The 12,415-nt window shown below is 60.3% G+C and carries 10 protein-coding genes; 5 read left to right on the top strand and 5 right to left on the bottom strand.

Annotated elements, in window-relative coordinates:
• Positions 1-353 precede the first annotated feature (353 nt).
• Positions 354-1,016: a GMP/IMP nucleotidase gene (yrfG, locus tag ACIQU2_RS05395; protein WP_403139223.1), complete on the bottom strand. Its 663-nt coding sequence runs from the start codon at positions 1,014-1,016 to the stop codon at positions 354-356.
• A 90-nt stretch (positions 1,017-1,106) separates the two neighbouring features.
• Here yrfG and nudE point away from each other — a divergent pair, with 90 nt between their 5' ends.
• Together nudE and cysQ are read left to right on the top strand one after the other, a co-directional pair.
• Positions 1,107-1,673, top strand: a complete 567-nt coding sequence (nudE, locus tag ACIQU2_RS05390) for an ADP compounds hydrolase NudE (protein WP_033058385.1) — start codon at positions 1,107-1,109, stop codon at positions 1,671-1,673.
• Positions 1,670-2,497, top strand: coding sequence for a 3'(2'),5'-bisphosphate nucleotidase CysQ (gene cysQ / locus ACIQU2_RS05385; protein ID WP_403139219.1), 828 nt, complete (start codon positions 1,670-1,672; stop codon positions 2,495-2,497). Before nudE ends, cysQ begins: the two co-directional genes overlap by 4 nt.
• A gap of 99 nt (positions 2,498-2,596) precedes the next feature.
• Here cysQ and ACIQU2_RS05380 read toward each other — a convergent pair whose 3' ends face one another.
• The 4 genes from ACIQU2_RS05380 to rfbC form a co-directional block, all read right to left on the bottom strand.
• Positions 2,597-3,052: a YiiD C-terminal domain-containing protein gene (locus tag ACIQU2_RS05380; protein ID WP_347802628.1), complete on the bottom strand. Its 456-nt coding sequence runs from the start codon at positions 3,050-3,052 to the stop codon at positions 2,597-2,599.
• A gap of 40 nt (positions 3,053-3,092) precedes the next feature.
• Positions 3,093-4,484: a sigma-54 dependent transcriptional regulator gene (locus ACIQU2_RS05375; protein WP_347802627.1), complete on the bottom strand. Its 1,392-nt coding sequence runs from the start codon at positions 4,482-4,484 to the stop codon at positions 3,093-3,095.
• Complete coding sequence (locus tag ACIQU2_RS05370) at positions 4,481-6,289, bottom strand: ATP-binding protein (protein ID WP_347802626.1); 1,809 nt, start codon at positions 6,287-6,289, stop codon at positions 4,481-4,483. The genes ACIQU2_RS05375 and ACIQU2_RS05370 overlap by 4 nt, the downstream gene beginning before the upstream one ends.
• A gap of 106 nt (positions 6,290-6,395) precedes the next feature.
• Positions 6,396-6,941 carry a dTDP-4-dehydrorhamnose 3,5-epimerase gene (gene rfbC / locus ACIQU2_RS05365; protein ID WP_347802625.1) on the bottom strand — a complete coding sequence of 182 codons (546 nt, stop codon included), beginning with the start codon at positions 6,939-6,941 and terminating at the stop codon, positions 6,396-6,398.
• A gap of 196 nt (positions 6,942-7,137) precedes the next feature.
• Between rfbC and ACIQU2_RS05360 the strand changes: the two genes are divergently transcribed.
• From ACIQU2_RS05360 to aguA, 3 genes are all read left to right on the top strand, one after another.
• Entirely contained in the window at positions 7,138-10,050 is a 2,913-nt protein-coding gene (locus ACIQU2_RS05360; protein ID WP_403139208.1) for an aminotransferase, read from the top strand.
• A 303-nt stretch (positions 10,051-10,353) separates the two neighbouring features.
• A complete protein-coding gene (gene aguB, locus ACIQU2_RS05355) occupies positions 10,354-11,232 on the top strand; it encodes an N-carbamoylputrescine amidase (protein ID WP_008149347.1) in 879 nt (292 codons plus the stop codon).
• Positions 11,233-11,237: 5 nt separating this feature from the next.
• Positions 11,238-12,344 carry an agmatine deiminase gene (gene aguA, locus ACIQU2_RS05350; RefSeq protein ID WP_403139201.1) on the top strand — a complete coding sequence of 369 codons (1,107 nt, stop codon included), beginning with the start codon at positions 11,238-11,240 and terminating at the stop codon, positions 12,342-12,344.
• Positions 12,345-12,415: the final 71 nt, after the last annotated feature.

Here is a 12,415-nt window from a genome sequence, read left to right as displayed (position 1 = left end):
GAGTCTGTCTATTTTCCCTGTATCTGAGTTACTGCCATTGGGACCGCTGGAACTGACGCCGAGCGCTGCCTCTGGAGGATTTGCTCCTTTTGGGTGCGCGCGACTCCCCTGCGTGGAAGCGACCAAGCTACGGCAGCGCATACGTGCCCCTGACGCAGTAACTTATTTACCGTGACGATTCTTGATCCTTAATAGGCGTTCGAAAATGCTTTTCTGTGCAGTTTATAGTTAGCGTTCAGGACATGTATCGAGCGGGGGAGTAGGGTTAAGCTAGTGAGCTTTTTGCATAGGCGGGAGCCGGCGAGCTGGCCTTTGGCGGTCAGCGCGGCGGCTTTTTTCGTTTACAGACAGTTCTAAAGGCCTTCGATCAATTCTCGATAATCCCCCACCGCCGCAAACTCTGCGGTGTCTTTGGGCCCTTTGCGGCTGTCCGGTTCGCTCACGGCCAATAGATGCGCAACCCCAAAGTCGCGGGCGCTACGCAGAATCGGCAAGGTGTCGTCGATAAACAGACTGCGCGCCGGGTCGAAGCCGATGTCCGCCTGCAAGGCATCCCAGAACTGCGGGTTTTCCTTGGCGAAACCGTAATCATGTGAGCTGATCAACCGCTCGAAGTACGGCGCCAGTTCGACTCTTTCCAGTTTCAATGACAGCGAATCGCGGTGTGCATTGGTGATCAGCACCACGCGCTTGCCGGCCTGTTTGATGGCGGCCAGAAAGGTGTCCGCATCCGGTCGCAAGGCGATCAGGTGCGCGGTTTCCAGTTTCAGTTCGCGCACCGGCAGTTTGAGCTCGGCGCTCCAGAAATCCAGGCAATACCACTGCAACTGGCCGGCGTTGCGTTCGAACAACGGCTGCAATTCCATCTCGGCCATGGCCCGACTCACCCCGTGCAATTCGGCGTAACGCTGGGGCAGGTGTTCCATCCAGAAATGGTTGTCGTAATGCAGGTCCAGCAGCGTGCCGTCCATATCCAACAGAACGGTGTCGATGTCGCGCCAGGGCAGCAGGGACATAAAAAACTTCTCCAGCGGTAAAAAAGATATCCGACGTAAACAATCAGGATAGGCCGGGTATAGTAACGCGCTATCGCCAAGGAGCCGCTCATGCGCCAGAAACCCACCATCCTCGCCCGCGAGATCGTCGCCACCAGCCGTTTGTTCTGCGTCGAAGAGCTGAAGTTGCGCTTTTCCAATGGCGTGGAGCGCACGTATGAGCGACTGGTCGGCAAGGGCGCCGGTTATGGCGCGGTGATGATCGTGGCGATGCTGGATGCGGACCACGCGGTGCTGGTCGAAGAGTATTGCGGCGGCACGGATGAATACGAGCTGTCCTTGCCCAAAGGCTTGATCGAGCCGGGCGAGGACGTGCTGGCGGCGGCCGAACGGGAGCTCAAGGAAGAGGCCGGGTATGGCGCGCGGCAACTGGAGCATTTGACTGAGTTGTCGTTGTCGCCCGGTTACATGAGCCAGAAGATCCAGGTGGTGCTGGCCACTGATCTGTACGAAGAAAGCCTTGAAGGCGATGAGCCCGAGCCGATGGGCGTGGACAAAATCAACCTGCGTGAGTTGTCGGCCCTGGCCCAGAACCCACGATTCACTGAGGGCCGTGCGTTGGCAGCACTTTATCTGGCCCGTGATCTGCTGACTCAGCGTGGAGTGTTCCAGCCATGATTTTCCCCCATCCGTTGATGGCGCCTGTTGTTGAACTGGCGCTGAATGCCGGTGAAGCGATTCTGCCGTTTTGGCGTGCCAACGTCGCCGTGACTGCAAAATCCGATGATTCCCCGGTGACGGCCGCCGACATGGCCGCTCACCATGTGATCCTGGCCGGGTTGACGGCGCTGGACCCAAGCATCCCGGTACTGTCCGAAGAAGACGCCAACATTCCCCAGAGCGTGCGCGCCGGGTGGCAGCGTTGGTGGCTGGTGGACCCACTGGATGGAACCAAGGAGTTCATCTCCGGTAGCGAAGAATTTACTGTCAATATCGCGCTGATCGAACAAGGCCGAGTGGTGTTTGGCGTGGTGTCGATGCCGACCAACGGGCGCTTCTACGTCGGTGGTGCGGGTCTGGGCGCGTGGCGTGGCGATAAAGGCGCAACGCCGCTGCCGATTCAGGTGCGCGACGTGCCCGCGGCGGGTGAAGCGTTTACCGTGGTTGCCAGTCGTCGGCATTCAAGTCCTGAGCAGGAGCGCCTGCTGGCCGGGTTGAGTGACAGTCTGGGTGAACTGCAATTGGCTAACATCGGCAGTTCGTTGAAGTTCTGTTTGTTGGCTGAGGGGGCGGCGGATTGTTATCCGCGGTTGGCGCCGACTTCGCAGTGGGACACGGCGGCGGCACAAGGCGTGCTGGAAGGGGCGGGCGGTGAGGTGCTGGATTTGAGCGGTGCGCCGTTTTGTTATCCGGCGCGGGAATCGTTGTTGAATGAGTTTTTCCTGGCGCTGCCGGCGAAGGCTGCGTGGCGCGAAAAACTGCTGGCGTTGGCGCGGGCGTAAAGATCAAAAGATCGCAGCCTCGTTTCACTCGACAGCTGCTACAGAGAAACGCGCCCCCTGTAGCAGCTGTCGAGTGAAACGAGGCTGCGATCTTTTGCTTTAGCGGTGGAGGACGTACTGCCCGGTAAACGTCACCGCATCTTCCTCACTCCCCACATTCACAATCCGAGAATGCAACGTCAACCGCGCCCGTCCATACCGCACATACATCGCCAAAAACTTCTTCCACACCGCTGCACTCGGCGCGTGGCAAATAGCTGTCGCGTCCATGGTCACCGGCAGCGGATAGCTGATCTGTCCTTCCTGAATCACGATGTGTCCGCCTTCAACCCCTTCTTCCCGCAAACGCAAATGCAGCCAGCCCCAACCGGCCAGCACGGCGCCGCAATACAGGCTGCCGCCGAACATGGTGCTTTTATGATTGACGTTGGCCTCCAGCGGCAAGTGCAGGCGCAGTTGCTGGTCGTGCCAATCGAGCACTTTGAGGCCCATATCCCGCGTCAGGGGAATGTCGCGATGGAGGACTGATTCCAGATGACGGCTGTCGCGGCTCATGCACGGATCTCTTGTTTGAAGATGATGAATTGACGGTAGCTCAATCGAGTTCGTCGGTGTGGCTGCTGCCACCGTCGGCGAAGTTCAGCCCGTGCTTGCGCAGTTTGTCGTGCAAGGTCTTGCGTGGGATGCCAAGGGCTTCGGCGAGGCTGCGCACCGAGCTGTGAGAACGCGCCAGTTCGGCGGCGATCAAGCTCTTCTCGAAGTTTTCCACTTGTTCGCTGAGACCGCCGCTGACCACTTCGACCGTCATGCCGACAGCGCCATCCGCTGCGTTATTGTCCAGGGCCAGTTCCAGGCCCAGGGCAAAGCGTTCGGCCGCGTTCTGCAATTCCCGCACGTTGCCCGGCCAGGTGTGGCGCAGCAGCAGGGCGCGTTGTCCCGGTTGCAACTCGTGGGGTGGCAGACCGTGACGAGCGCTGGCTTCGTCGGCGAAATACTGGAACAGCATCAGTGCATCTTCGCCGCGCTCGCGCAGCGGCGGAATACGCAGCGGTGCGACGTTCAGGCGGTAATACAAGTCGGCACGGAAGCGGCCCTGATCGGCGGATTGACGCAGGTCTTCCTTGGTCGCAGCGATGATGCGGATGTCCAACGGGATCAGCTGATTACCGCCCAAGCGCTCGACGACCCGCTCTTGCAGCAAACGCAGCAATTTCACCTGTACATCCAGGCTCATGCTTTCGATTTCATCGAGGAACAACGTGCCGCCATTGGCGAATTCGAACTTGCCGATGCGACGTTTTTGCGCGCCGGTAAAGGCGCCGGGCTCGTGACCGAACAGCTCGCTTTCGACTACCGACTCGGCCAGGGCGCCGGCATTGATCGCCACGAACGGACCGTTACGACGGCTCGACAGATCGTGCAATGCGCGTGCGACAACTTCTTTACCGGCACCGGTTTCGCCAAGGATCAGCACATCGGCCTTGGTCGCTGCCAATGCACCGATCTGCGCGCGCAGGCGCAGCATCGGCGCCGATTGCCCGACCAGTCGGGTGCTCAACTCATTGCGATCACTCAGGGCCAGACGCAGGCTGCGGTTGTCCAGCACCAGCCGGCGCAGGGCCAGGGCGCGGCGGACGCTGTCGAGCAGGGCGTCGCTGGCGAAGGGTTTTTCCAGAAAGTCATAAGCCCCGGCGCGCATGGCTTGCACGGCCAGTGGTACATCGCCGTGACCGGTAATCAACAGCACTGGCAGCTCCGGGTCCTGGGCATGCAGTTCGGTCAGCAGTTCGAGGCCGTCCATGCCCGGCATGCGGATGTCGCTGACCACCACGCCCGGCCAGTCACGCTCCAGTTGCCCCGCCAGGCCTTTGGCTTCGGCCAGAGGCAGGATTTTCAGGCCGGCGAGGTCCAGGGTCTGGCTCAGGGCTTGACGCAGGTGGGGATCGTCGTCGATCAACACGACCTGGATGCGGTTGTCGATGGTCATGCACTTCGGTCCTCGGACGGTTGCAGGCTCACACCCGGTGCGCCTGCACGCAACTTCAGGGTAATCAGGGCGCCACCTTCCTTGTGGTTGGCGAACGACAGTTCACCACCGAAGGCGCGCATCAGGGTTTCGCAAATCGCCAGCCCTAACCCAAGCCCCTGAGTGCGGGTCTTGGTGGTGTAGAAGGGCTCGCTGGCGCGGCCAAGTGCCTCCAGGCAGAACCCGGGGCCATTGTCGCGAATGTACAAATTGACGCCGTCGGCAGTGGATTGGGCACTCAACCAGAGCTTACGTGGCGGGCCTTTTTCCGTCAGGGCGTCCAAGGCGTTGGCCAGCAGATTGCCGAGCACCTGACGCAGACGGGTTTCCCCGGCCTCGACCCACAGGGTGGCGGCCGGCAAGTCGCGGATCAGCTCGACTTCCATGCTGCGTCGACGCTTGGCCAGCAGCGCCAGCGCATCGTCCAGCGCCGGTTGGAGGGCGACGCTTTCCGGGGCGTGGCGATCGCGCCGGGCGAAGGCGCGCAGGTGGGCGATGATCGACGCCATGCGCCCGGTCAGTTCGCTGATCAACTTGAGGTTGCCGCGCGCATCATCGGTGCGCTGATGATCGAGCAGCACCTCGGCGTTTTCTGCGTAGCTGCGGATCGCCGCCAGCGGTTGATTCAATTCGTGGCTGATGCTCGCCGACATGGTGCCAAGGGCCGACAGTTTGCCGGCCTGCACCAGATCATCCTGAGCGCGAACAAGCTCTTGCTGGGCCTGTTCGCGTTCCAGCACTTCCTGTTTCAGTCGACGGTTGAGGCCTTCGAGGTCGCTGGTCCGCTCGGCTACCCGGCCTTCCAACTCACGACGGGCCTTGGCTTCGAAGGCGATTCGTTCGAGGTAATGACGGCGTCGCTGCATCATCAGACCCAGCAGCAACATCAAGACCAACAATGTCGCGCCGCCGATGGCGACGACCGTGCGTACCGGGCGATCAATCAAAGTGCGTGGGGCGAGGATGCTGACGTTCCAACCGGTTTCTGCGATGGGCTGGGTTTGTGTCAGCCAGGCGTTGGGGTTGAGCCGCAATGGTTTGGGATCACGGGTCGGATAGGGTTGAATCGCAGCAATAGCCTTGCGTTCTTCTTCGCCCAACGGGCGGGTCGAGCGGAATCGCCACTCGGGCCGCGACGTGAGAATGACCACGCCGTTATGGTCGGTCAGCAGCAGTTGTTCCGGGGTTTTGCCCCAGAGGCTTTCGGTGTGGTCCAGGTCGACCTTGACCACCAGCACGCCGATGATCTTTTCGCCGTTACGCACGGCGGCGGCGAAGAAATAGCCACGCTTGGCCGAGGTCGTGCCCAAACCGAAAAAACGCCCCAGTCGCCCGGCCATGGCTTCGCTGAAATACGGCCGGAAGGAAAAATTACGCCCGACGAAACTGTCGTGCTTGTCCCAGTTGGACGCGGCCAGGGTCTTGCCCGTGGTGTCCATCAGGTACATGACTTCGGCGCCGGTCTGGGCGCTGATATTTTTCAACAAGCGATTGGCGTTGCCCTGGGTGACGCCATCGTCGGGCGCGCCGAGGACTGCTCGCAGGGCCGGCAGATCGCCGAGGATTTGCGGCAACACTTCATAACGGTGCAGGGTACCCAGCAGGTTGGCGACGTAAAGGTCGAGCGTCTGGCGGTTCTGCCCGGCCAGTTCGCTGCGGTAGTAACGCTCGGCCAGATGCTCCAGCGGCCACAGCAATGGCGCCAGGCACAGCGCGAGCAGGGCCAGGCTGCGCCAGCGGGGCCTGCGGGGGAGGGTTGGAGTCATGAGCATCGAGCGCCTGTGGGTACAGGCGCATTATGCCTAGGCTTGCGGGCGCAGTCTGCGCGCCGTGGGTCAGGCACGACTGTGCGGCGAAGATTCAGACGGTGTTTCAGGAAAAGACGTCAGCGTCCTTGAAGAACGCGGCGGCCTGATCTTTATGGGACAGTTGCGGTGCTTCATCCAGTTGCCAATCGATGGCCAGGTCCGGGTCGTCCCAGCGAATGCAGCGCTCGGCGGACGGAGTGTAGTAGTCGGTGGTTTTGTAGAGGAATTCGGCGAACTCGCTCAACACCACGAAACCGTGGGCGAAACCCTCCGGGACCCAGAGTTGGCGATGGTTCTCGGCGGACAGACGCACGGCCACCCATTTGCCGAAATGTGGCGAGCTGCGGCGAATGTCCACAGCCACGTCGAGTACTTCGCCGACTGTGACGCGAACCAGTTTGCCTTGAGTGTTTTCCAGTTGGTAGTGCAGGCCGCGCAATACGCCTTTTTGCGAACGGGAATGGTTGTCTTGAACGAAATTTGTCTCCAGGCCAGTCGCTTCATTGAAAGCCTTGGCATTAAAGCTTTCATAGAAGAAACCGCGCTCGTCACCAAATACCCTGGGTTCGATGATCAGAACACCGGGCAGGTCGGTGGTGACTACTTTCATGGTCTTTCTCCAGCAATAGGCGTTGATGGGCGACATTCTTGCGCAAAGTGGCGTCCGGTGCGAGTGGAGTGATTTTTTTTCCTGATCCGTTAACTGATTTGTCGAACCTCAGGAGGATTTCAGGCAGGCGAAGGGGTTGCGTATCGCTCAAAGCAGTGGCGATATAAGCGCCTAATAAAATTTCAGGGGTCGTTGTATGCCACTCGCCACGTTGATTCATCGCGCCAGTTTGCCCAGCCCGCAAGTGTCTGCGGAGCAAGCGCTTGAGCTGTTGAAGGGACATTACGGGCTGAGTGGAAGGTTGCAGGCCCTCGGCAGCCAGCAGGATCTTAACTATCGGGTCGACAGCGACCAGGGGCGTTTTGTCCTGAAAATCTGCCGTGGCGACTACTCGGCGCTGGAGCTGCACGCTCAGCACGCCGGGCTTAGGCATTTGGGTGAACACCCCGATGTGCATGTGCCACGAGTGATTCCCGCCAAAAACGGTGCAGACCTTCTCTCCCTGGAAGTCGGCGGCCAACCGGTGCATGTGCGCCTGCTCGATTACATCGAAGGCCAGTCGCTCACACACCTGGATCATCTGCCCGGTTCAGTGGTGGCCGGTTTTGGTCGACTCTGCGGTGAAATGGACCTGGCGCTGGCCGGTTTCGACCATCCGGGCCTTGAGCGCACCCTTCAATGGGACGCCCGTCACGCCAACGCGCTGATCACGCACTTGCTGCCGGTCATCAGCGACGACCAGCAACGCCGGCTGATTGCCGATGCGGCTGAACAGGCCGAGCGTCATTTGCAACCGCTTGTGGATAAGCTGCCAGTGCAGGCGATTCACATGGACATCACCGACGACAACGTGGTGTGGCAGCGAGATTCGCAACGCCAGTGGCAATTGCAGGGCGTGATCGATTTCGGCGACCTGATCCGTACCTGGCGCATTACTGATCTGTCGGTGACCTGCGCAGCGCTGCTGCACCACGCTGATGGCGATCCGTTCTACATTTTTCCGGCGGTTCAGGCCTATCACGCTGTCAATCCGCTCACGCATGAAGAGCTACTGGCGCTCTGGCCACTGATCGTCGCCCGTGCGGCGGTGTTGGTGCTCAGCGGCGAGCAGCAGGTCAATATTGATCCGGGCAACGAATACAGCCGCGACAACCTCACCCACGAGTGGGAGATTTTCCGCGTCGCCACATCGGTGCCGTTGGCGTTGATGGAAGCGGCGATCCTGACCGCCGTCGGCCAGAGCCTGCCGAGCATCGGCAGCGAAGGCTTTGCGCCGCTACTGCCGAGCCTGGTGGGTCGTGAGTTTGCGTTGATCGATTTGGGCGTGCTCAGTCCGCATTTCGAGGCCGGCAACTGGGAGCAGGAGGGGATCGATCAGCGGCTGCTGACCGAAGCTGCCGCGGCTCACGGTCTGGCGGCCAGTCGTTATGGGCAATATCGCTTGTCCCGCACCCGGCCGGACAGCGCCACTGAGCCGGACACGTGCCCATTGCACGTCGAATTGCGAGTGCTCTACGGCACGGCGGTCGAATCACCGTTTGCCGGGGTGGTGCATCAGCCAGCGGCGGGTGTGCTGCAACTGGACGGTCCGCAACTGAGCGTGCGGTTGTGGGGAGTGACCCCGTCGCTGTACACGGGCGCAGCGCTGGTCAAAGGCCAGGTGCTGGGTTCGGTCTGCGGGCCACTGATCGTGCAGTTGTGCCGAGGCGCTTCGTTCAATGCGCCCTTGTTTTGTACGCCGTCTCGTGCCGCGGCCTGGCAAGCGTTGTGCCCGTCGCCGGCGGTGCTGCTGGGTCTGGCCTGTGACGCCGAAGAGGAACTCGATTCGCAGACGTTGCTGGCGCGCCGCGACGCCAGTTTCGCCCGTACCCAGAAACACTATTACGTCGACCCGCCACGTATCGAACGCGGCTGGCGTAATCACCTGATCGACATGCAAGGCCGTTCCTACCTCGACATGCTCAACAACGTCGCGGTACTTGGCCACGGTCATCCGCGCATGGCCGCTGTCGCCAGTCGTCAGTGGTCGCTGCTCAACACCAACTCGCGTTTTAACTACGCGGCGATTGCCGAGTTCTCCGAACGTTTGCTGAAACTGTCGCCGGACTCCATGGATCGAGTGTTCCTGGTCAACAGCGGCACCGAGGCCAACGACCTTGCGATCCGTTTGGCGTGGGCCTACAGCGGCGGTCGCGACATGCTCAGTGTGCTTGAGGCGTATCACGGCTGGTCGGTGGCAGCCGATGCGGTCTCGACCTCGATTGCCGACAACCCGAAGGCCTTGAGCAGCCGTCCGGACTGGGTGCATCCGGTCACCGCGCCGAACACCTATCGCGGCGAATTCCGTGGACCGGGCAGCGCGCCGGACTACGTGCGCAGCGTCGAACACAACCTGGCGAAAATTGCCGAGCAGAAACGTCAGCTGGCCGGTTTCATCTGTGAACCGGTGTACGGCAATGCCGGCGGTATCTCGCTGCCGGCGGGTTATTTGAAGCAGGTTTATGCGCTGGTTCGTGCTCAGGGCGGTGTCTGCATCGCCGACGAAGTGCAGGTCGGTTACGGCCGCATGGGCAACTTTTTCTGGGGTTTCGAAGAACAAGGCGTGGTGCCGGACATCATCACCATGGCCAAAGGCATGGGCAACGGCCAGCCGTTGGGCGCGGTGATCACCCGTCGGGAAATTGCCGAAGCGCTGGAGGCCGAGGGTTACTTCTTCTCGTCGGCCGGCGGCAGCCCGGTCAGTTGCCAGATCGGCATGGCAGTGCTGGATGTGATGGAGGAAGAAAAGCTCTGGGAAAACGCTCAGGTCGTGGGCGGGTATTTCAAGGAACGGCTTGAAGCGCTGATCGATATTCATCCGCTGATGGGCGCGGTGCATGGTTCCGGCTTCTATCTAGGCGTCGAGTTGATCCGCAATCGCGAAACCCTGGAACCGGCAACCGAAGAAACAACGGCGCTGTGTGATCGATTGCGCGAGCTGGGGATCTTCATGCAGCCGACTGGCGATTACCTGAACATCCTCAAGATCAAACCGCCGATGGTGACCTCGCGTCAGAGCGTGGATTTCTTCGTGGACATGCTGTCGAAGGTGCTCGCCGAGGGTCTGTAAACACCCATCCCCTGTGGGAGCGAGCTTGCTCGCGATAACGGTCCAGCATTCAACATCAATGTTGGCTGGTCTGGCCTCATCGCGAGCAAGCTCGCTCCCACAGGGATAGCGTAAAGTTCGATTATTATCTGGTTTTCTTGAATTAATTTCGACAGGCGGATGGTTTTAAGCTTTAAAAGCCGATTTTTATCGGCTATAAAGTCACCGCTGCCCCGGTGTGGACTCACCACGCCCGGTGCTTCCCATTTCTGTCATTGGTCGATGCCACACTCGACCCTCAAGCAATTGCCCCGGAGATGATTCATGAGCCGTATCGTTACCGTCGCCGCTACCCAGATGGCCTGTTCCTGGGACCTTGAAGCCAACATCGAGACCGCTGAGCGGCTGGTCCGTGAGGCCGCGGCGCAAGGCGCGCAGATCATCCTGATCCAGGAACTGTTCGAGGCTCCGTACTTTTGCCAGAAGCCGAACCCGGATTACCTGCAGCTGGCCACGACGGTTGAAGACAACGTCGCCATCAAGCACTTCCAGAAAGTCGCCAAAGAACTGCAAGTGGTTTTGCCGATCAGCTTCTACGAACTGGCGGGCCGCGCGCGTTTCAACAGCATCGCGATCATCGATGCCGACGGCAGCAACCTCGGGATTTATCGTAAAAGCCATATCCCGGACGGCCCTGGCTACCACGAAAAGTATTACTTCAATCCGGGCGATACCGGCTTCAAAGTCTGGAACACCCGTTACGCGAAAATCGGCGTGGGTATCTGCTGGGACCAGTGGTTCCCGGAATGCGCCCGCAGCATGGCGTTGCTGGGCGCGGAAATCCTGTTCTACCCGACCGCGATCGGCAGCGAGCCACACGACAAGACCATTTCGTCCCGTGATCACTGGCAGCGCGTGCAACAAGGCCATGCCGGCGCCAACCTGATGCCGCTGATCGCCAGCAACCGCATCGGCAACGAAGAGCAGGACGGCTACGACATTACGTTCTACGGCTCGTCGTTCATCGCCAACCAGTTCGGCGAGAAGGTTCAAGAACTCAACGAAACCGAAGAAGGTGTGCTGGTTCAGAGCTTCGACCTGGACGAACTGGAACACATCCGCAGCGCCTGGGGCTCGTTCCGTGATCGTCGTCCGAACCTGTATGGCACACTAAAGACCCTCGACGGTTCCTTGGAGTCCTGATCGCTATGACCACTTTGCACAGCACGCCGCGCGCCGACGGCTTTTACATGCCGGCCGAATGGGCGCCGCAAACCCAGACCTGGATGATCTGGCCCGAGCGCCCGGATAACTGGCGCCTGGGTGGCAAACCGGCGCAGGCCGCGCACGTCGCGGTAGCCAAAGCCATTGCCCGCTTCGAACCGGTGACCGTGGCGGTTTCCGCCGGCCAATACGAAAACGCCCGTGCCCGTCTGGACGTGCCGAATATTCGTGTGGTGGAAATGTCCAGCGACGACGCCTGGGTTCGCGACACTGGTCCGACGTTTGTTATCAATAACGGTGGCGAAGTCCGTGGTGTGAATTGGGACTTCAACTCGTGGGGCGGTTTCGACGGTGGTCTGTATTCGCCGTGGAATCGCGACTCACAGGTCGGCGGCAAGATCCTCGAGATCGAGCGCAGCCAGCGCTACCGCACCGACGGCTTTGTACTTGAAGGCGGTTCGATCCACGTCGATGGCGAAGGCACGCTGATCACCACCGAAGAATGCCTGCTGAACCGCAATCGCAATCCGCACATCAACCGTGCAGAAATCGAAGCGGTGCTCAGCGCCAATCTGGCTGTGGATAAAATCATCTGGCTACCGGACGGTTTGTTCAACGACGAAACCGACGGCCATGTGGATAACTTCTGCTGCTACGTGCGTCCGGGCGAAGTGTTGCTGGCCTGGACCGATGACCCGCAGGATCCGAACTACCCGCGCTGCCAAGCGGCAATGAAAGTGCTGGAAATCAGCACCGACGCCAAGGGTCGCCCATTCACGGTGCACAAGATGCCGATTCCGGGGCCGCTGTTTGCGACCGAAGAAGAGTGCGCTGGTGTTGATCCGGTGGACGGGACTCAGGAACGTAATCCGACCGTGCGTCTGGCCGGTTCCTACGTGAACTTTCTGATCGTTAACGGCGGCATCATCGCGCCGAGCTTTGACGATCCGTTGGATGGCCCGGCAAAAGAGATTTTGCAGGCACTGTTCCCGCAGCACGAAGTGGTGATGGTGCCCGGCCGCGAACTGTTACTGGGAGGCGGTAACATCCACTGCCTTACCCAACAACAGCCAGCACCGCACAAAGAGTGAGTGCAGTTGTAACAGCTTGAGTTGATTGCGAAATCATTCCGGCAAACGTTTTCACTCCCGGTCCAGCAGAA

It is taken from the genome of Pseudomonas sp. NPDC098740, assembly GCF_044760065.1.
Taxonomy (GTDB): Bacteria; Pseudomonadota; Gammaproteobacteria; order Pseudomonadales; family Pseudomonadaceae; genus Aquipseudomonas; species Aquipseudomonas rossensis.
This window is presented reverse-complemented; position numbering and strand designations above follow the sequence as displayed.

Bases quoted from the DNA above. Each gene is read 5' to 3' on its own strand.
- aguB (WP_008149347.1), top strand. From the start codon at position 10,354: ATGAGCCGTATCGTTACCGTCGCCGCTACCCAGATGGCCTGTTCCTGG.
- ACIQU2_RS05375 (WP_347802627.1), bottom strand. From the start codon at position 4,484: ATGACCATCGACAACCGCATCCAGGTCGTGTTGATCGACGACGATCCC.
- ACIQU2_RS05360 (WP_403139208.1), top strand. From the start codon at position 7,138: ATGCCACTCGCCACGTTGATTCATCGCGCCAGTTTGCCCAGCCCGCAA.
- cysQ (WP_403139219.1), top strand. From the start codon at position 1,670: ATGATTTTCCCCCATCCGTTGATGGCGCCTGTTGTTGAACTGGCGCTG.
- yrfG (WP_403139223.1), bottom strand. From the start codon at position 1,016: ATGTCCCTGCTGCCCTGGCGCGACATCGACACCGTTCTGTTGGATATG.
- ACIQU2_RS05380 (WP_347802628.1), bottom strand. From the start codon at position 3,052: ATGAGCCGCGACAGCCGTCATCTGGAATCAGTCCTCCATCGCGACATT.
- aguA (WP_403139201.1), top strand. From the start codon at position 11,238: ATGACCACTTTGCACAGCACGCCGCGCGCCGACGGCTTTTACATGCCG.
- rfbC (WP_347802625.1), bottom strand. From the start codon at position 6,941: ATGAAAGTAGTCACCACCGACCTGCCCGGTGTTCTGATCATCGAACCC.
- nudE (WP_033058385.1), top strand. From the start codon at position 1,107: ATGCGCCAGAAACCCACCATCCTCGCCCGCGAGATCGTCGCCACCAGC.
- ACIQU2_RS05370 (WP_347802626.1), bottom strand. From the start codon at position 6,289: ATGACTCCAACCCTCCCCCGCAGGCCCCGCTGGCGCAGCCTGGCCCTG.